The sequence below is a fragment of the Saccharopolyspora sp. NPDC045941 genome (genome assembly GCF_056431445.1).
In genome coordinates, this window is the sequence record NZ_JBWKKU010000065.1 from 1 (window position 1) to 18,111 (window position 18,111).

Annotated in this window: 23 protein-coding genes; 12 read left to right on the forward strand and 11 right to left on the reverse strand. The window is 71.9% G+C overall.

Annotated features, from left to right (window positions below; genetic code table 11):
- The 3 genes from AC07FN_RS36365 to AC07FN_RS36375 form a co-directional block, all read left to right on the forward strand.
- Positions 1-855, forward strand: an 855-nt coding sequence (locus tag AC07FN_RS36365) for an AMP-binding enzyme (protein WP_478399726.1), incomplete at its 5' end; no start/stop codon positions are given.
- A gap of 223 nt (positions 856-1,078) precedes the next feature.
- Complete coding sequence (gene nhaA / locus AC07FN_RS36370) at positions 1,079-2,308, forward strand: Na+/H+ antiporter NhaA (RefSeq protein WP_478399727.1); 1,230 nt, start codon at positions 1,079-1,081, stop codon at positions 2,306-2,308.
- A gap of 161 nt (positions 2,309-2,469) precedes the next feature.
- Positions 2,470-2,973, forward strand: a complete 504-nt coding sequence (locus AC07FN_RS36375) for a phage holin family protein (protein ID WP_478399728.1) — start codon at positions 2,470-2,472, stop codon at positions 2,971-2,973.
- A 163-nt stretch (positions 2,974-3,136) separates the two neighbouring features.
- On the opposite strand, the gene AC07FN_RS36380 is transcribed toward AC07FN_RS36375, so the two are convergent.
- The 4 genes from AC07FN_RS36380 to nth form a co-directional block, all read right to left on the reverse strand.
- A complete protein-coding gene (locus AC07FN_RS36380) occupies positions 3,137-4,321 on the reverse strand; it encodes a MarP family serine protease (protein ID WP_452613700.1) in 1,185 nt (394 codons plus the stop codon).
- A gap of 107 nt (positions 4,322-4,428) precedes the next feature.
- Entirely contained in the window at positions 4,429-5,139 is a 711-nt protein-coding gene (locus AC07FN_RS36385) for an NUDIX hydrolase (RefSeq protein ID WP_478399729.1), read from the reverse strand.
- On the reverse strand, positions 5,136-5,774 hold the full coding sequence (locus AC07FN_RS36390) for a TlpA family protein disulfide reductase (RefSeq protein ID WP_478399730.1): 639 nt from the start codon (positions 5,772-5,774) through the stop codon (positions 5,136-5,138). The genes AC07FN_RS36385 and AC07FN_RS36390 overlap by 4 nt, the downstream gene beginning before the upstream one ends.
- Positions 5,771-6,598 (reverse strand): endonuclease III, encoded by an 828-nt coding sequence (nth, locus tag AC07FN_RS36395; protein ID WP_478399731.1) that lies wholly within the window; start codon positions 6,596-6,598, stop codon positions 5,771-5,773. The genes AC07FN_RS36390 and nth overlap by 4 nt, the downstream gene beginning before the upstream one ends.
- A 244-nt stretch (positions 6,599-6,842) precedes the next feature.
- On the opposite strand from nth, the gene AC07FN_RS36400 reads away from it, so the two are divergent.
- The 6 genes from AC07FN_RS36400 to dnaN all read left to right on the forward strand — a co-directional run bounded on the left by AC07FN_RS36400 (position 6,843) and on the right by dnaN (position 11,582).
- Positions 6,843-7,097: a hypothetical protein gene (locus AC07FN_RS36400; protein WP_029535541.1), complete on the forward strand. Its 255-nt coding sequence runs from the start codon at positions 6,843-6,845 to the stop codon at positions 7,095-7,097.
- Positions 7,098-7,190: 93 nt separating this feature from the next.
- Positions 7,191-7,865 (forward strand): Crp/Fnr family transcriptional regulator, encoded by a 675-nt coding sequence (locus tag AC07FN_RS36405; protein ID WP_093267402.1) that lies wholly within the window; start codon positions 7,191-7,193, stop codon positions 7,863-7,865.
- Positions 7,866-8,023: 158 nt separating this feature from the next.
- Positions 8,024-8,317 (forward strand): hypothetical protein, encoded by a 294-nt coding sequence (locus AC07FN_RS36410; RefSeq protein ID WP_478399732.1) that lies wholly within the window; start codon positions 8,024-8,026, stop codon positions 8,315-8,317.
- A gap of 97 nt (positions 8,318-8,414) precedes the next feature.
- Positions 8,415-8,720 (forward strand): hypothetical protein, encoded by a 306-nt coding sequence (locus tag AC07FN_RS36415; protein ID WP_478399733.1) that lies wholly within the window; start codon positions 8,415-8,417, stop codon positions 8,718-8,720.
- Positions 8,721-9,116: 396 nt separating this feature from the next.
- Positions 9,117-10,355 (forward strand): MFS transporter, encoded by a 1,239-nt coding sequence (locus AC07FN_RS36420; RefSeq protein ID WP_478399734.1) that lies wholly within the window; start codon positions 9,117-9,119, stop codon positions 10,353-10,355.
- 126 nt (positions 10,356-10,481) lie between these two features.
- Positions 10,482-11,582, forward strand: coding sequence for a DNA polymerase III subunit beta (dnaN, locus tag AC07FN_RS36425; RefSeq protein ID WP_478399735.1), 1,101 nt, complete (start codon positions 10,482-10,484; stop codon positions 11,580-11,582).
- 3 nt (positions 11,583-11,585) lie between these two features.
- On the opposite strand, the gene AC07FN_RS36430 is transcribed toward dnaN, so the two are convergent.
- Positions 11,586-12,383, reverse strand: coding sequence for an MBL fold metallo-hydrolase (locus AC07FN_RS36430; RefSeq protein WP_478399768.1), 798 nt, complete (start codon positions 12,381-12,383; stop codon positions 11,586-11,588).
- Positions 12,383-13,213 carry an NUDIX hydrolase gene (locus AC07FN_RS36435; protein WP_478399736.1) on the reverse strand — a complete coding sequence of 277 codons (831 nt, stop codon included), beginning with the start codon at positions 13,211-13,213 and terminating at the stop codon, positions 12,383-12,385. The genes AC07FN_RS36430 and AC07FN_RS36435 overlap by 1 nt, the downstream gene beginning before the upstream one ends.
- Positions 13,214-13,359: 146 nt before the next feature.
- Between AC07FN_RS36435 and AC07FN_RS36440 the strand changes: the two genes are divergently transcribed.
- On the forward strand, positions 13,360-14,250 hold the full coding sequence (locus AC07FN_RS36440; RefSeq protein WP_478399737.1) for a Gfo/Idh/MocA family protein: 891 nt from the start codon (positions 13,360-13,362) through the stop codon (positions 14,248-14,250).
- A gap of 81 nt (positions 14,251-14,331) precedes the next feature.
- On the opposite strand, the gene AC07FN_RS36445 is transcribed toward AC07FN_RS36440, so the two are convergent.
- On the reverse strand, positions 14,332-15,405 hold the full coding sequence (locus AC07FN_RS36445) for a hypothetical protein (RefSeq protein WP_478399738.1): 1,074 nt from the start codon (positions 15,403-15,405) through the stop codon (positions 14,332-14,334).
- Positions 15,406-15,432: 27 nt separating this feature from the next.
- Entirely contained in the window at positions 15,433-16,047 is a 615-nt protein-coding gene (locus AC07FN_RS36450) for a hypothetical protein (protein ID WP_478399739.1), read from the reverse strand.
- 76 nt (positions 16,048-16,123) lie between these two features.
- Between AC07FN_RS36450 and AC07FN_RS36455 the strand changes: the two genes are divergently transcribed.
- Entirely contained in the window at positions 16,124-16,378 is a 255-nt protein-coding gene (locus tag AC07FN_RS36455; RefSeq protein ID WP_478399740.1) for a hypothetical protein, read from the forward strand.
- A gap of 31 nt (positions 16,379-16,409) precedes the next feature.
- Here AC07FN_RS36455 and AC07FN_RS36460 read toward each other — a convergent pair whose 3' ends face one another.
- From AC07FN_RS36460 to AC07FN_RS36470, 3 genes are read right to left on the reverse strand one after another with little or no spacing between them, the layout of a single operon-like run.
- The gene (locus AC07FN_RS36460; protein WP_093267387.1) at positions 16,410-16,868 is read right to left on the reverse strand and encodes a RidA family protein; all 459 of its coding nucleotides are present in this window, start codon (positions 16,866-16,868) and stop codon (positions 16,410-16,412) included.
- A 1-nt stretch (position 16,869) separates the two neighbouring features.
- Positions 16,870-17,028: a Sp36 family protein gene (locus AC07FN_RS36465; protein WP_093267385.1), complete on the reverse strand. Its 159-nt coding sequence runs from the start codon at positions 17,026-17,028 to the stop codon at positions 16,870-16,872.
- A 46-nt stretch (positions 17,029-17,074) separates the two neighbouring features.
- Complete coding sequence (locus tag AC07FN_RS36470) at positions 17,075-17,404, reverse strand: rhodanese-like domain-containing protein (RefSeq protein ID WP_478399741.1); 330 nt, start codon at positions 17,402-17,404, stop codon at positions 17,075-17,077.
- Positions 17,405-17,494: 90 nt separating this feature from the next.
- Here AC07FN_RS36470 and AC07FN_RS36475 point away from each other — a divergent pair, with 90 nt between their 5' ends.
- The gene (locus tag AC07FN_RS36475; protein ID WP_478399742.1) at positions 17,495-18,091 is read left to right on the forward strand and encodes a TetR/AcrR family transcriptional regulator; all 597 of its coding nucleotides are present in this window, start codon (positions 17,495-17,497) and stop codon (positions 18,089-18,091) included.
- Positions 18,092-18,111: the final 20 nt, after the last annotated feature.

The following is an 18,111-nucleotide window of genomic DNA, read 5'->3' on the forward strand; positions in this document are numbered from 1 at the left end:
ATCCCCGCCAAGTACGACCTGTCCTCCCTGCGCCTGCTGGGGTCGGTCGGCGAGCCGATCAACCCCGAGGCCTGGATCTGGTACCGCAAGAACATCGGCGGCGACCGCACGCCGGTCGTGGACACCTGGTGGCAGACCGAGACCGGCGCGATCATGATCTCGCCGCTGCCCGGCGTCACCGCCGCCAAGCCCGGCTCCGCGCAGCAGCCGCTGCCCGGCATCTCGGCCAAGGTCGTCGACGAGACCGGCACCCAGGTCGGCAACGGCGGCGGCGGGCTGCTGGTCCTCGACCAGCCGTGGCCGTCGATGCTGCGCGGCATCTGGGGCGACGACGAGCGCTACCGCGACACCTACTGGTCGAAGTTCGCCGACCTGGGCTTCTACTTCGCCGGTGACGGCGCCAAGTACGACGACGACGGCGACATCTGGCTGCTGGGCCGGGTGGACGATGTCATGAACGTCTCCGGGCACCGCATCTCCACCACCGAGGTCGAGTCCGCCCTGGTGTCGCACCCCAACGTCGCCGAAGCCGCCGTGGTCGGGGCCTCCGACCCCACCACCGGCCAGGGCATCGTCGCGTTCGTGATCCTGCGCGGCGGCACCGACGACACCGCCAGCGGCGAGGCCGCGCTCAAGGAGCTGCGCGAGCACGTCTCCCACGAGATCGGCCCGATCGCCAAACCCCGCCAGATCATGGTCGTGCCCGAGCTGCCCAAGACGCGCTCCGGCAAGATCATGCGGCGACTGCTGCGCGACGTCGCGGAGAACCGCGAGGTCGGCGACGTCACCACGCTCGCCGACTCGTCCGTCATGTCGCTGATCTCCAAGGGCCTGAACAACTCCAGCGACGACTGACCGGCACGCCCGACGCGCCAGGGGCGCCCTCCCGCACGGAGGGCGCCCCTGTTGCGTTCGCGACCTCTCCGATTCGGAAAAGGCGCTTTGACCTGGGAAGATGCCTTCCCAATCTTGTTTGCGCCGACAATCACGCGCGCCGCGGATGTTAGGATTCCGGTAAAGGTGTGCCGGGAAGACTGGTCGGCGTCGCAGTTCGTGCTATCCGCGATCGGAGCCGCCAGTGTCAAAAGCCGCCCGCAACCAGCCCCGGCCCGCCAAGTCGGCTCGGACCTTCGACTTCGGCTCCTACCTGCGGACCGAAACCGTCGGCGGCATGGTCCTGCTGGCCGCGACCGCCCTCGCACTGCTGCTGGCGAACTCCCCCGCCGCCGGGATCTACCACGCCGTCCGCGACTTCGAGATCGGGCCGCAGTCCCTGCACCTGGGCCTTTCCGTCGGAGACTGGGCCAAGGACGGCCTGCTCGCGATCTTCTTCTTCGTCGCCGGGCTGGAGCTCAAGCGCGAGCTCGTGGTCGGCGAGCTCTCCAACGTCAAGAACGCGCTGCTGCCCGTGATCGCCGCGATCGGCGGCATGATCGTGCCCGCGGCGCTCGCCTTCGCGATCGGCCACGGCGCGCCCGGCGCGCACGCCGCGTGGGCGATCCCGGTCGCGACCGACATCGCCTTCGCCCTGGGCGTGCTGTCGCTGACCGGCTCCTGGATGCCCACCGCGGCGCGGGTCTTCCTGCTCAGCCTCGCCGTCGTCGACGACCTCGGCGCGATCGTCGTGATCGCCGTGCTGTTCACCGACGGGCTCAGCGTGCTCGCGCTGCTCGCGGCGGTCGTGCTCTGCGTCGTCTACTGGTACCTGCAGCGCAAGCGGGTCACCACGCCGTGGCTCTACGTGCCGCTGGCCGTGGCCACCTGGATCGCGGTGCACACCAGCGGCATCCACGCGACGATCGCCGGCGTGGCGCTCGGGCTGCTCACCCGCGTCCGGCGCGACCCGCACGAGCCTGCTTCGCCGGCGATGCGCCTGGAGCACCGGCTGCAGCCCTGGTCGGCCGGGCTGATCGTGCCGGTGTTCGCGTTCTTCGCCGCGGGTGTGCCCGTGGACGGCGAGGCGCTGGCCGCGATCCGCGAGGACCGGGTCGCGATCGCGATCATCGTCGGCCTGGTGGCCGGCAAGCTGATCGGCATCTTCGGCAGCTCCTTCCTCGCGGTCAAGCTGGGCATCGGCGCGAAGCCGGAATCGGTGCAGTGGCGCGACATGGCGGCGCTGGCGATGCTCGGCGGCGTCGGCTTCACGGTCAGCCTGCTGATCGCCGACCTGTCGCTGACCGGCGCGGCGGCGGAACGGGCCAAGGCCGCGGTGCTGATCGCCTCCGCCATCGCATCGCTGCTAGCAGCGGCGGTGCTGCTGCGCCGCGGCCGCAAGCTCAAGAACGGCGACGTCTCCGACGACGCCTGAGCTCCACGTCCAGCCCCGGGAGACCGCAGTTTCAATTGAAACTGCGGGCCCGAGGCCCGGCACGAGGTTTCAATTGAAACTGCGGAACACCTCGCGCCGCGGGTCACTCGCGGGTAACGCACCGCGAGTCGCCCGGTGGCGTACTGATCGCGCGTGGCACGATGGGGCACGTGAACAGCGCCCAGAAGAGCACCAACGGCAGCCGTGACGGTGCGGGGTGGACCGCGGTCACGTCCATCCCGCTGTCCGAAGAGGGCACTGCTCCCGACGGGCAGTCCATCGGCGCGTTGGTACGCGATGCCACGACGCACCTGTCCACATTGGTCAGGTCGGAGGTCGAGCTGGCCAAGACCGAGCTCGCCGGCGAGATGAAGAAGGCCGTCAAGGGCAGCGTCTACTTCGTCCTCGCGCTGACCGTGCTCGGTTTCAGCCTGTTCTTCCTGTTCTTCACGCTGGCCGAGGGGCTGGCCCAGCTCGGCCTGTGGCGCTGGGCGGCCTTCGGCATCGTGTTCCTGGCGATGCTGCTGGTCGCGGGCCTGCTGGCGCTGCTCGGCTACATGCGGGTGCGCAAGATCCGGGCGCCGAAGCGCACCATCGAAACGCTCAAGGACACCACGAAGATCGCCAAGCGCAAGCACGACGAGGAAACCCCGGCCGCGTCCTGACGCTCCCGCGCTGGCCGGAAACGCGGTACGTGAAACTCCATGCGTCGTGGCGGCGAAGCCCCCGGCGCGTCGTTCTCGCGCGAAACGGCGCCCAGCGCGCTGCCCCGCGCGGCCGCTTCGGCGCCTCCGAAGCACTGCCCGCAAGACCTCCCGCTCGCGCGGGTCAGCTGGTGCAGGGGCCGGTGTCGACCTCCGCGGTCAGGTTCGGGGCCGCCGCGACCTCGTCCGCCACTTCTTTCGCCGTGAGCGCGAAGCCCGTTTCCGGGTCGTCCACCGCCGCTCCGAAGACCACGCCCACGACCTTGCCGGACGGGTCGATCAGCGGCCCGCCGGAGTTCCCGCTCTGCACCCGGCCGCGCACCGTGTACACGTCGCGGACCACGGTGTTCGCGTCGTAGATGTCCGGGCCGCGCAGCCTGATCTGCTCCCGGATGCGGCCCGCCGACGCCGTGTAGGGCCCGTCCAGCGGGTAGCCCAGGGCGATCACGTCGTTGCCCGGGCTGGCCGGTCCCGGCACGAAGGTCATCGCGTCCGCGTCCAGGTCCGGCACCGCCAGGATCGCGACGTCCACGTCCGGCTTGTAGAGCACGACCTTCGCGTCGAACTCGCCGCGGCCGATCTCGATCGCCACCCGGTCGGTACCCGCGACCACGTGCGCGTTCGTCATCACCCGGTGCGGCGAGATCACGAAGCCGGTGCCCTCCAGCGCCCGCGCGCAGGACGTGGCCCGGCCCCGGACCTTCACCACGCTGGTCCGCGCGTTGCGCACCGCCTGGCTGTTGGCCAGCGCCATGTCCGGCGGCGCGATCTCCGCGACCGGGGTCTCCGAGAAGGGCTCCAGCGCCTGCGGAAAACCGGACACCCCGAGCATTTCGCGCAGGTCGTCCGGCAGCGCCTTGGCCGAGGCGGGCATCACCGAGTTCACCGCGGTCAGCACCTTCGACCGGCTTATCGCGGCCGCGAGGCCGGGCAGCGCCGACGCCGACGTGAACGGCAGCGCGATCAGCCACGCCACCACGAGCACCGCGATGAACTGCAGGACCGCGCCGAGCGCGTTGTCCACGCCGGTCAGCTTCGGGGAGGTGATCCGGTCCCGCAGTTCCCGGCCGGCCCACATGCCGAAGGTCTCGCCGAAGGCGACCAGCAGCACCACGATTCCGACGCCGAAGGCGAGGCGGGCGACCGGGCTGTCCAGGCGGTCCAGGATCAGCGGCGCCACCTTGAGGCCCACCACCGCGCCGATGAACACGCCCAGGAACGAGAACAGCGCGGTGACCAGGCCGCTGCGGGCCCCCGACACCGCGGCGAGCAGCGCCAGAAGCACCACCAGCAGGTCGACCCAGTTCACCCGCTCACCTCAATCTCGCCGACGATCGGCGGCGCACCACGGTCCCACAACCCGTCCTCGAAGCGGTCCCGCGCGTGCTGGAAGACGAGAACAGGTTCTCAAACCGTTCACGAACGCCCGAAGCCGATGTCCTCGGCCTCCTCCGCGGCCCGCCACGCCTCGTCGAGTTCTCGCACGTCGGCACGGTTCCAGCGACGCGACCAGCCGGCCAGGTCCAGCAGCCCCGACAGCAGGCCGCCGGTGAAACCCCACACCAGCATCCCGGGCACCAGGAACGCCGGGCTCGCGTGCCGCCCGGTCAGCTCCACCCGCAGCCGGTTCGCCGGATCGGTGAGCCAGGAGATCGGGACCCTGGCCACCGCCGCCGTCTCGCCGGGATCCACCGGCGCGACCGGGGACGGCTCGGCCCAGTGCGCCAGCACCGGGGTCACCCGGAAGCCGCTGTGCGCCACGTGCAGTTCCGGCAGCGTCGCCACCGGGCGGACGCCCTCCGGCCGCAACCCCACCTCCTCGACGGCTTCCCGCAACGCGGCGTCGACCGGCCCGCGATCAACATCGTCGAGCGAGCCACCCGGGAAAGCAACCTGACCGGGATGCGAGCTCAGCCCGTCGGCGCGGCGCAGCAGCAGCACGTCCGGGCCGTCGGCGCCCTCGCTGAAGAGCACCAGCACCGCGGCCGGGCGGGCCTCCGCCGGCGGGTTCTCGCGCGGCCAGCCGAAGTGCCCCGGATCGAGGTCGGCGGACCGCTCGACCAGGCCGCGCAGCCAGTCCGGCAGCTCCGCCGGGTCGACCAGCGGGCCCGTTCGTCGCGGGTTCACCGAGCGCTCCCCAAGGTCCGGTCGACGGCCGCCCGGATCTCCTCCGGGCTCTTGAACGCGACTGGCGGATCGATGCGGCGCACCTCGCCGGAGGCGGTCACCACGTAGCTGATCGGCAGCACGTTCGGCGCCTTCAGCGCGGCCCTGATGCGGTTGTCCCCGTCATGCACGTTGGGGAAGTGAACGCCCAGCTGGGTCAGGAGGTCAAGACCGTCCGCCGGATCGCTCTGCACTTGGACGCCCAGCACCCGGATCGCGCCCGGCTGCTCGGCGTAGGCCTGCAGCGCGGGCAGCTCGGTGCGGCACGGCGCGCACCAGGTCGCCCAGAGGTTGATCAGCGTCGGTCCACCGGCGACGGCGGAGCCCGCGTCGGCGGGCCGCCCGTCGGCCAGGCAACTGCCGGTGATCCCGGCCAGCTCCGCCGGGCCGCCTTCGGCCGCCGGGCAGGGCTGGAGCGCCGCCGCCGCTCGCTGCGCGGGGTCGATGGCGCGGGCCGCCGGCGGCGGAGCGGGCGCGGCGGTCTGCTCCTGCTGCTGCTCGGCGTCGCGCGGCCAGAGCGCGATCACACCGACCACGGCGAGCACGAGCACCACGATCGTCCAGCGGATCTCGTTGCCGTAGGCGCGCAGGTTCACGCCACCGGCTCCTTCGCCGCGGCCTGTTCGACAGTGCTCTCCGGGACCTCGTCGACGACTCCGGCCAGCGCCAGCAGCCGCGGCGTCTCCGGGCCGCGGACCAGCTTTGCCGCTGGGGTGGCCTCGGTCGGGCCCAGCCCGTACGACGGGCAGTCCTTGGCCAGCAGGCAGGCGCCGCAGGCGGGCTTGCGGGCGTGGCAGACGCGGCGGCCGTGGAAGATCACCCGGTGCGAGAGCATCGTCCACTCCTTGCGCGGGATCAGCTCGCCGATGGCGTGCTCGACCTTGACCGGGTCCTCCTCCGCGGTCCAGCCCCAGCGCCGGACCAGCCGCCCGAAGTGGGTGTCCACCGTGATGCCCGGGACGTCGAAGGCGTTGCCGAGGATCACGTTGGCCGTCTTCCGGCCGATGCCCGGCAGCTTGACCAGCTGGTCCAGCTTCTGCGGCACCTCGCCGTCGTACTTCTCCACCAGCGCCGCGCCCAGGCCCATCAGCGACGCGGCCTTGTTCCGGTAGAAGCCGGTGGAGCGGATCATCTCCTCCAGCTCGGTGCGGTCGGCCCCCGCGTAGGCGGCGGCCGTCGGGTACCGCCGGAACAGGGCCGGGGTGACCTCGTTGACCCGCTTGTCGGTGCACTGGGCGGACAGGATCGTGGCGACCGCCAGTTCCAGGGGCGTCTCGAAGTCCAGCTCGCAGTGCGCGTCCGGATACGCCTCGGCCAGCGCCCGCAGCATCCGGCGGGCTCGCCGGACCAGCCCCAGCCGGGTCTCACCGCCCGAGCCGGCGGCGGCACTCTTGCGCTTGTTCCGAGCCAGGTCTGACACCCCACCAGACTACGGATCCGATCGCCTCGGCCAACCGGCCGCACCGGCGCTGCTCCCGGCCGCCAAGGCGTGTCGGACGCAGGGGGCCTTGCGCATCCGGATAGGCTGCGCTGCGACACGGTCCGGGCACCCCACCGGACCATGGGCACCGACCGTCACCAAAGGTGGTCGGATCGTCACGCTCACCGGGAACCCGACCCCGGTTGCACCCGCCCCGAAGGTATGAGCGAGGATTTAACTCATGATGGCTGCCTGGTTCGTCATCGTCGTGCCGCTCGTGATCATGTTCTTCACCCTCTTCATGGAGCGCGTGGAGGCTCGCCTGCGGCACGTGGCGGTGCAGGAGAACGAGGTGGAGGAGCTGCTGGAGAACGCTCGCCCCGACGAGGTGCGGGCGCTGTTCCGGCAAGGTATTGGACGCGCGCTGGAGTTGTTCCAGCTTCGCAGGGTGGGACGCGCCGGTAGGCTGCGTACTCGCCGTTCCCGCGACCAGTCTTAGAATTACTGGTAGTGATCGGCGGCACACCGCTAGATTCGCACTCGCGGGTCCGGCACCACAGACAGCCGCCGCGTCTCAACATGGAGGGACGAGGTGGACGAGACACTGGCCCGGGCCGGCATCTTCCAGGGCGTTGAGCCGGCCGCGGCAGAGGCACTGGCCCAGTCGCTGGAACCGGTCGAGTTCCCGCGAGGACACGTGATCTTCGCCGAGGGCGAGCCGGGAGACCGGCTTTACATCATTCAGTCCGGCAAGGTGAAGCTCGGACGCAAGTCGCCGGACGGCAGGGAGAACCTGCTGGCGATCATGGGCCCGTCGGACATGTTCGGCGAGCTGTCCATCTTCGATCCGGGGCCGCGCACCTCGACGGCGACCACGGTCACCGAGGTCCGCGCGCTGAGCATGGACCGGACGGCGCTGCGGCAGTGGATCGCCACTCGGCCGGAGATCGCCGAGCAGCTGCTGCGCGTGGTCGCTCGCAGGCTGCGCCGGACCAACGGCATGCTAGCCGACCTCATCTTCACCGACGTGCCGGGCCGGGTCGCCAAGGCGCTGCTGCAGCTCGCGCAGCGGTTCGGCAGCCAGGAGGCCGGCCTGCTGCGGGTCACCCACGACCTGACGCAGGAAGAGATTGCGCAGTACGTCGGCGCATCGCGGGAGACCGTGAACAAGGCGCTGGCCGACTTCGCGCACCGCGGTTGGCTGCGGCTCGAGGGCAAGAGCGTGCTCATCCTCGACCCGGAGCGGTTGGCCCGCCGCGCCCGCTGACACCAGCGACGCCGCGAACTGACGCGCGTCGGCCGACGGGTCCGGGGTTCGTTCCCGGGCTCCTCAGTCGACGCGCGTTTTTTCGTGTCCGAAAGACAACCCATCGGACACCTGCCCCGTGTAAACCTTGATCGGTTGACCGACAGGCTGGGGGCGACATGCACTGGATCGGCTACATCGGGGCAGCGATGCTGCTGCTCCTGGGGATCGCGATCATCTGGGACCGGATCAACCGCCGGCCTTCGCGGCGCCGCGCGCGCATGCAGCGCAACCGCAACTACGCCGCGCGGCGGCGGCTCAGCTCGACGAGCAGCGGCGGCGCCGTCGATTCCGGCACCACCTGGCACCACGGCGACTCGGGCTGGGGGCACGACTCGGGTGGCGGCTGGGATTCCGGCGGCGGCAGCGACTCCGGTGGGGGTGGCGACTCCGGCGGCGGCGGGGGCGACTGAGATTCCCTCACTTTTCGTGTCCGGGTCGCAACCCTGAGCTGGCGGCGCGCGTCCAACCTCGGACCGAGGACCGGACCGAGCCGAGGGGATCGAACAGGTGGAACCGGCCTTAATCCAAGCATTGGTCCTGGTCGCCGTGGTCGCGGGCGCCGGACTGGTAATGGCGGCGATCATCGCCTCCACGTCCAAGGACAACGGGCGTCGTCGCTCTTCCGGCGCGACCGCGACCTCCGCGACCTACATCGACTCGAACAGCGATTACGGCAGCAGCGACAGCGGGAGCAGTGACAGCGGGAGCGGCTTCGGCGGCGACAGCGGCGGTGGCTTCAGCGGCGGCGACAGCGGGGGCGGCGGCTTCAGCGGCGGTGGCGACGGCGGCGGAGGCGGCGGAGGCGGCTTCTGACGCCCGCGCCTGCACTTGGTGCATGTGAAGGGGCTGGGCGCCGCCCCCGACGCGGCGCTCCAGCCCCTTCACATGTGCGTGGTTCGTCCCCCGACGACCAACCACGCTCCCCCGATCCTCCGATGCGTCGGCCCCGAATCCTTGGCACCAGAGGAAAGTCCTCTTTGTCGAAGATGCTGGACGGCCGGTGCCACCAGCAACCCCTCTCACCTTCCAGGACGCGCCTACGCACGCCCCGGTTGCAGAGTTCACCCGGATTGCGTAGCCGCTCTAATTTGAGTGTGCCCTGTTTCGGCACCCGACGAACCAGGTAAAAGGTCCTTTTCTGGCGCGCGTGAGGCGGATTACCCGAAACCGAGTTGGTACTGCCGTACCACAATTGGAATACTGGTTCGCGTGTCCCAATCCATGTCCCTCACCGACTACCGCACGGCCCTGACCGCCCCCGGCGCCCGCGGGCCCGTCATCACCTCGCTGCTCGGCCGCCTGCCGATCGCGATGGTCGGCCTCGCCCTGATGCTGTACGTGCAGCGCCAGACCGGATCGTTCGCGGCGGCCGGACTGGTGTCGGCGGGCGCGCTGATCGGCGTCGCCTGCGGCTCGGTCGCGCAGGGCCGGGTGATGGACCGGGTGGGACCGACCATCCCGTTGTACGTGATGTCCGGCGTGTTCGCGACGCTGGTGGCCATCGAGGTGGTGGTCATCGAGCTGCACGCCCCGGTGGCGCTGATGACCGCGCTGGCGTTCCTGGTCGGGATCAGCGAGCCGATGGTGGGCCCGGCGTCGAGGGCGCTGTGGGGGCGACTGCTGCCGCCCGGCCCGGCGCGGGACGCGGCCTACTCGTACGAGGCGATCAGCATGGAGGTCTTCTTCATCCTCGGCCCGGGCCTGGCCGGGCTCATGGTCGCGATGCCGTGGCCGGGGACCGGGGTCGTCGTCGGTGCCGCGTGCATGGTCGTCGGCAGCGTCGGCTTCGCCTCCACCCGCGCCGCGCGCAGCCACCGCCCTGATCCCGTGCCCAGCGGTGGCGGGAGCCTGCTCGGGGCGATCGCCAGCCCCGGAATGCGGACCGTGGCGCTGGCCGCGCTGGGCTTCGGCATGCTGATCGGCTTCATCGAGGTCGGGGTGCCCGCGGCCGCGGTGGAAGCGGGCCACCCGACGGCCGGCGGCCTGCTGCTGAGCCTGCTGTCGGTCAGCTCGGTGATCGTCGGCGTCGCCTACGGACTGCGGCCCTGGCCTCGACCGATGCACCTGCGGCTGCCCGCGCTGCTGTTCGGCTTCGCCGTGCTGCTCACGCTGCTGGCCGTGCCGTCGACGCTGTGGGGCCTGTGCCTGGCGCTGCTGGTGGCCGGCAGCCTGATCACGCCGCAGTCCACCGCGCACTCGGTGGCGATCGAGATCGCGGCGCCGGCGGGCACCGCCACCGAGGCGTTCGGCTGGGTGGTCACCTCGGTGACGCTGGGCGCGGCCATCGGCCAGTCGATCAGCGGGCAGCTGGTCGAGATCAGCGGCCCGGCGGCGTCGTTCCTGACCGCGAGCGCGGTCGGCGTCGTCGTCGCCGCGGTCCTCTGGCTGCGCCGCGGAACCCTGGTCCCCGCCACGTCCCGCGCCGACCTCTCCCTCGCCGGCAAGTAACCGTTCTGCCTGGTCAGGGCTCGTGAGTGGTGTGGAGTGCTATGGCGCTCCACACCACTCACGAGCCATCACCTGCGGAAACGTCGTGCGGCTCGGGCTGTCGGTGCTGGTGGCTAGCTTGCGCGCATGGACCTCGACGTCACCTCGGCGACCCGGACGCTTGCGCACGCCGCCAACGATCTTGTTCGCCTGCTGCGTGGCCGGGTGCTCGACCCGGTGCTCAGCGGCATCGTGCTCGAAGCCGACGCACACGGCTTCGTGCTCGCAGGCACCGACCGGGAACGCAGCATGCGGTTGAGCCGCGGGGCGCGGACGCACGCCGAAGGCCGCGTGCTCGTGCCCGGCCGTCCCTTCGCCGAGACGCTGCGCAACATCGACAGCCCTGAAGTGCGGCTCGTCGTCGAGGGCCGCAAGCTCGCGCTGCGCACGCCGAACGCGCGCTTCGCGCTCCCCCTCCTCGACCTGCCGTCCCACCCCGGCATCCGCGAGGCTCCGCCGCGCGTCGGCGTGCTCGGCATCGACGTCCTGCCGCTGGCCGCTGTCGTGGCGTCCACCGCGTCGCGCGACGACGCGCTCCCCGTGTTCACCGGCGTGCACGTCAAGCAGCTCGGTGAGCGGTTGGTGTTCGTCGGGACCGACCGGTTCCGGATGGCGGTGGCGAGCGTGCCGTGGGAATCCGAGGTGGCCGAGCTCGACGTGCTGATCCCGGCGAACCTGCTCGCCGAGATCGCCAAGCAGGCCGACGACGCCCAGGTCGTGCTGCACGCCGACGCGGACCGGGTCGGCATGAGCTGGCCGACGACCGAAGTCAGCAGCACCGTGCTGGACGCGCCGTTCCCGAGCGAGGCGCGCCACCTCGCCGACGCCTTCGACGGCACCGTCGACGTCGCGGCCGCCGAGCTCGCCGGGGCCGTGCGCCGGGTGACGCCGTTCGGCGGGGCGCAGGGCACGCTGCTGCTGGAGGTCGGCGACGCCGAGGTGCGCGTGCGCGCGGCAGACCAGCAGTTCGGCGACGCCGAGGAGGCGGTCAAGGCCACCACCAGCGGCGATCGCATCACCACCGCCTACCAGCCCCGATACCTCTCGGATGCGCTGCAGGCGTTCGGCGCGCAGACCGTCCGCATCGGCCTCCGCGCGGGCAACCGCCGTTCGACGGTGATCACCGGCGCGGAGCCGGACCCGTCCGGCGCCGAACTGCACTACGTGCTGATGCCCAAGCGGACCTGACGGTCAGCCCCGGAGCTCGCCCTGTTCTCGCAGGTAGGCGAGTTGGGCTTGGACCGTCCACTCCGCAGCTGGCCAGACCGAGCGGTCGACGTCCGCGTAGACGACCTCCACCACCTGGCGCGGCGTGACCTCCGGCCCGTTGTCGCGGACGGCCGCGCGGACCTGGTCGAGGCGCTGTTCGCGGTGCTTCAGGTAGGCCGTCGCGATCGCCCGGGCGTCGGGCAGCTCCGGGCCGTGGCCGGGCAGCACCCGCAGGCCCGACGGCAGCTCGGCGAGCAGGCGCAGCGATGCGAGGTAGGAGCCGAGGTGGCCGTCGGGCTGCGCCACGACCGTCGTGCCCCGGCCCAGGATGCTGTCGCCGGTGAACACGGCCGGTTCGTCGTGGTCGGCGATGAAGCACACCGAGTCGGCCGTGTGGCCAGCCGTGGCGACCACCCGGAGCTCCACGCCGCCAGCCTTGACGATCTCGCCGTCGCGGAACGCCTCCGCGCCCCGGCACAGCGCCGGGTCGAGCGCGCGCACCGGTGCCCCGGTGAGCTCGACGAACTGCTCGACGCCGTCGGTGTGGTCGCCGTGGTGGTGCGTGAGCAGCACCAGCGACACCGGGCCCTGGTCGGCGACCCGGCGCAGGTGTTCGGCGTCGTCCGGGCCCGGGTCGATCACCACGCAGTCGCCCGCGCCCGGATTGCGCACCACCCACGTGTTGGTGCCTTCCAGGGTCATCGGCGACGGGTTGTGCGCGAGCAGCACCGACGCGTACGGGGTGACCTGGCGCAGCGTTCCGTAGGCCGGGTGCTCCATCACTTCGCCTCCTCGAATCCGGGTTCGCCCGGCAGCACCGCGTGCCACCGGCCGTTGCGGCGCACCAGCTTCGGCATGACCTTGGCGAGGGTGCGCTCCGCGGCCAGCGCCGCGGGCAGGCTTCCGCGCTCGGCGAGCTCGCCGAGCGTGACGCGGGTCGGCGGGAGCAGGTGGCAGCGACCCGCCTCGAAGTCCGCCAGCGCCTGTTGCGGGGTGGACCAATACGCCTCGGATGCCTCCGAGGTGACCGCGTCGGCCCGCTGCCCGGCGGGCATCGCGGCGAGGAAGAATCGCGTGTCGTAGCGGCGCGGCTCGCGCTCGGGCGTCACCCAGTTCGCCCACGGCCGCAGCAGGTCGGCGCGCAGCACCAGTCCTTCGTCGGCGAGGAACTTCGCCAGCGACATCTCGCGGGAGACCAGCGCGGCGCGGGCCCCGGTGTAGTGGCTCGTGTCGCCGACCACCGTCGCCGGGTCCGGCCCGGCCAGCAGCACGCCGGATTCCTCGAACGTCTCGCGCACGGCCGCGCACACCAGGGCGCGGGCCACGTCCTGCGTGCAGCCGAACCGCTCGGCCCACCAGTCCGCGTCCGGTCCGCTCCAGGCCACCGACGCGTCCGCGTCGCGCTGGTCGACGCCGCCACCGGGGAACACCGTCATGCCGCCTGCGAAGGCCATGCCCTTCACCCTGCGCTGCAGGAACACTTCCGGGCCCGCCGAGCCCTCCCGGAGCAGCATCACGGTGGCCGCGTCCTTGGGCGCGGCCGGCTGCGCGGGGAGCTCATCGGGCACGAATCCCGTTGGCAGGACGCGATCTTCGGGCAGTTGCTCCATGCGGGCCACCCTATGCCGGAAAACCACTAGAAAGTGATTCCAGAATTGATTTTTCGCACGGAGAGCGCAGCGCCCCGGCCACCCGACCGTGGCGTTCGGGCCCCCAACTGCAGTAACCGCGATGGGTCAACGGCACCATTGCGGGCATGGACGAAGCACTGCGAGTCGGCGTGGTCGGAGCGGGTCCCTGGGCGCACCGGGTGCACGGGCCCGGCCTGTCCGCACACCCGGGAACGCGGTTGGCGGCGGTGTGGGCGCGACGACCGGACGCGGCCAAGACCTTCGCCGAGCCGTACGACGCGGCCGTCGTCGACGGCTTCGACGAGCTGCTCGAATCGGTCGATGCGGTGGCCTTCGCGGTTCCGCCCGCGGTGCAGGCCGAGCTCGCGCCGCGAGCGGCGCGAGCGGGCAAGCACCTGGTGCTGGAGAAGCCGCTGGCCGCGGATCCGGGCGGTGCCCGCGAGATCGTCGAGACGGTGGACGAGGCCGGGGTGGCCGCGCTGCTGATGCTCACCCGCCGGTTCGCGCCGGAGGTGCAGGAGTGGCTGGCCGGCGTGCGCAGTCTCGACGGTGTGCAGGGCGGCACGGGGCGGTGGCTCGCGGGCGGGCTGCTGGCTGGCGACTACGCCGCGTCGGAGTGGCGCCAGGAGCAGGACGGCGCGCTGATCGACGCGGGGCCGCACGCAATCGACCTGCTCGATGCGGCGCTCGGCGAGATCGAGCAGGTGCACTTCGCGCACCGCAGCAGCGACGGCCTCTGGCAGCTCGTGTTCGGCCACGACGGCGACCTGACCAGCACGTTGACCCTGTCGCTGCGGATGCCGGTGCAGCCGGCGATGGTCGACTTCGCGGTGTACGGCGAGCACGGCCAGGCGCCGCTGCTCGGCCGCCGGACCGCCGCACGCGAGTGCTACGCCCGGATGCTCGACGACCTCCTCGCGATGATCCGCGAGGAGCGCACGGAGCACCCCTGCGACGTCCGCCGGGGCCTGCACCTGCAGCAGATCATCGCCGACGTCCTGGCGAGGCTGGGGTGAACGGACCGTTCGCCTCGATGGACGAGGTCAACGGCCGTTCGCGCCATCCCCTCCGGACGAAACGGCGCTCCTGGCGGTGGGCTAGGAGCGCTGTTGCTGGGGCGTGTAGGCCTGGTTGTTGACCGGGGCCGCGCCGATCGGCGGGAAACCACCGGTGCCGCCCGGCATGGTGGACGTCCAGCCCTCCTCGCCGTTGCTCGCCCCGTTCGGCCGCCGCGAGCCGGACCGGTCCTGTTCGCGCTGCGCGAGCTCCTCGTGCAGCTTGCGCAGCAGGTTGCGCTCCCGGTCGGTCAGCTTCGCGTCGACCGCCGGCGGCACCCGCATGGCGCTCGCCTCGGCCTGCGCCTCGGCGGCTTGCGCCAGCGCCGGTTCGGGCTCCGGCTGGCTCACCGGCTGCGCCGGCTGCGGGATCGAGCGCTCCGGCTCCGCCGGCCGCTCCTCCACGACCCGGCGCGGCTGCTCCGCGGGACGCTCGGCCGGACGCTCCTCGCGAGCGGCCGGACGCTCTTCCCGGGCGGCGGGGCGCTCCGCGGGCGGCGCGGGCGGCGCGTCGAGGTGGACGCGGTGCGCGGCCGCGAGGGCTTCCCGGTGGTATTCGGGCAGCTCGGCGCCGCTGTCGAAGACGTCGACGGAGCAGTTGATGCCGACCCGGCGCAGGGCTTCGATCAGCTGGTAGGCCACCGCCGTGGTGGAGCCCTCCGGGCTGACCTCGGCGAGCAGGATGCGCCGGGGCACCGCGCCGTAGCTGACGCCGGCCGGCGTCGTCCGGGAGGCGCACCACAGACCGCGCACGCCCTGGAGCCGTGCCGCGACCGGCGCGAGCGCCGCCACCAGGTCTCCGTCGTCCTCGGCCGGTTCGCCGAACCGGTGCGCGTCGGCCGGCACCGAGTCGACCACGTTCACCCGGTCCGCGAGGACGTGCGTCGAGCGGGTCTCGTCGAGGATCCGGCGCAGGTGGTACTGCTCGCTGGAGTTCACCGGGATGCGGCCGGCCAGCAGGCAGCCGGTGAGGTATTCGGCGGCGGCGCCCGGCTGGCCGATGCCGAGCAGTTCGCGGGCCGAGTTGATCCCGTCGTCGTCCACCCGGCCTGTCATGGCCAGCAAGAGGTTGTGCAGCCGGTCCACCGGCCCGGCCCCCTCAGCCACGTCCACCACGCACGCCTCCTTCAGGATGTCGGCCGCTCAACCGCGGCGGCCGGCGAATTCTTCGGCCCCCGTGCACACCAGCGCCGACTCGGCGAGCGCGGCGTGGTGGTACGCGGCGGGTTCCAGGTCGGGCGGGAGCACCTCGACGCAGGGTTCGGGTTCGCCGAGCGCCCGCAGAACGCGCTGGATCTCCCCGGTCAGGCCGACGACGTCGGCGGACGCGGTCACCAGCACGACCAGCTTCGCCGCGGCGCCGTCGGTGCGCCGCCAGCTGCTGCGCACCTCGCGGACGCCGGGGCGGCCGCGCAGCGTGGCACCGAGCACCAGCACCGCGGAGTCGCCGACGCTGTCCGCCGGTCGTTCGCCGCTGAAGGTGTAGTGCGGGGCTTCGGCCGGGTCGATCGGGAGGACGGCGTTGACCATCGCGGGGTCGGCGCCCAGCGGGGCCAGCGCGTTGGCCAGCAGCTGGTGTTCGGCGTCGTCGAGCGCGATGCGCTCCCGGACGAGCGTGCCCGGCAGCATCCGCGCGACCACGTCGGCGGCGTCTCCGGCCAGCCAGTCGCGGAAGCGCCACAGGTGCCGGTCGGGCAGTCGGCCGGCGAGTCGGAGAAGTAGTTCGTGGCACAGCAGATCGGTTTCGCGCACCGCCACGTCGGCCCCTCCCAAGGCTCGTACTCCATCGACGCGGGTGTCGCTCGCCGCCCCCCGACCAGCTACACCCGTCCAGGTGAACTTTGGCCGCGATAACCGGATCAATCAAGCCCTTGAACGGTCTTTTCGCGACACACTGGAATCGATCTACCCCTATTCGGGTTACGCCAGATCTGACGAACCCGAGCAGGAGATGATCGCAGCGTACTGGTCGAAGGCGGCCCCGCGCGTCCGAGCCGCCGAAATCGGGGCCGGCGGTATTCGCCGACGACCCGCCGTGACGTACGCGAAACGCGGCGTCACCCGAAATCGGGCAACGCCGCGCAAATGACGTAGCGGACGGCCATTCGGCCGCACTCCGCCTATTCGACCTCGACGATCAGCTCCACCTCGACCGGGACGCCGAGCGGCAGTTCGGCGACGCCCACCGCCGAGCGGGCGTGCTGCCCGGCCTCGCCGAAGATCTCGCCCAGCAGCTCCGACGCGCCGTTGATCACACCGGGCTGCCCGGTGAAACCTTCGGCCGAGGCCACGAACCCGACGACCTTGACGATCCGCACCACCGAGTCCAGGCCGACGAGCGCGTCCACCGCGGCGAGCGCGTTGAGCGCGCAGATCGCGGCGTGCTGCTTGGCCTCTTCGGCGCTGATCTCCGCGCCGACCTTGCCGATCCCGGCGGGCTTGCCAGCGACCATCGGCACCTGGCCGGACGTGTAGACCAGCGAGCCGGTGCGCACCGCGGGCACGTAGGCCGCGACCGGCGGCACCACCTCCGGCAGCGGGACGCCCAGCTCCGCGAGACGATCCGTCCATCGACCCATGTCAGGCCCCCTTCGGCCGCTTCAGGTAGGCCACCATCTGCTCGCCGGTCGGGCCGGGCAGGACGGAGACCAGCTCCCAGCCGTCCTCGCCCCACTGGTCGAGGATCTGCTTGGTCGCGTGGATCAACAACGGAACCGTCGCGTACTCCCACTTCTGCATGCGTGCAGCTTAGGAGACCGGCCGCCCGCCCTCCGCGCCGCCGCGCTCACGCCCCGGTCTTGACGGGCAAGCCCGCCTCGACCCAGTCCTGGATGCCTTCGCGGTACTTGCGGACGCCGGTGTAGCCGAGCCGCTCCAACCTCGTGGCGACGGCCTGGCTGTTGCCGCAGGCGGCGTTCGAGCAGTAGACGACGATCGCGGCGCCCTTGTCCGGCAGCAGCTCGCCCGCCGCCTCCTCGACGCGGTCCTCGGTCAGCGCGATGGCTCCGGGCAGGTGCTGCTGCTCGTAGTAGGCCCCGCCGAGCGCATCGACGACAGTCACCTCCCCGGCGTCGATCCGCCGCTTGAGCTCTTCCCTGCTGATCAGCTCGGTCATGACAACCTCCTCGATTCAATCCGGACCATGGTCCGTTTACCGCGCCGAAGTTACCGGACCACGGTCCGGTTGTCTAGTACGATTGCCGCCGTGAACGATGCGACCGACGAGCTGCACCAGATCGCGAGCCGACCACCGCAGGAGCGCGCCGACGCCGCCCGCAACCGGCGGCGCGTGCTGTCCGCCGCCGCCGGCCTGTTCGCCGAGCACGGCGTGGACGGCGTGACGATGGACGCGGTCGCGCAGGCCGCGGGAGTCGGCAAGGGCACCGTCTTCCGCCGCTTCGGTGACAAGTCCGGGCTGGTGGCCGCGCTGCTCGACGAGCGGGAACGAGCGCTCCAGGATGCGGTGCTCACCGGACCGCCGCCGCTCGGGCCCGGGGCTGCCGACGCGGAACGCGTGCTGGCCTTCCTCGACGCCTACGTCGACTACCTGGCCGAACACCTGCAACTGGTCCGGCTCTCGGAAACGGCCGCGCCGGGCGCCCGGTACCGCATCGGTTCCTACCGGTTCTGGCACCGGCACCTGACCCTCCACTGCGGCGCCGCAGCGGATCCGGAGCACCTCGCGCACGCGCTGCTGGCAGCGGTCGACGCGGACCTCAACTTCGCCCTGCGGGAGGCGGACTACAGCTGGGCGCGACTGCGCGCGGGCGTCCGCGACCTGGCAGACCACGCCCTGCGCTGATCGGCGCCGATCCCACGGCG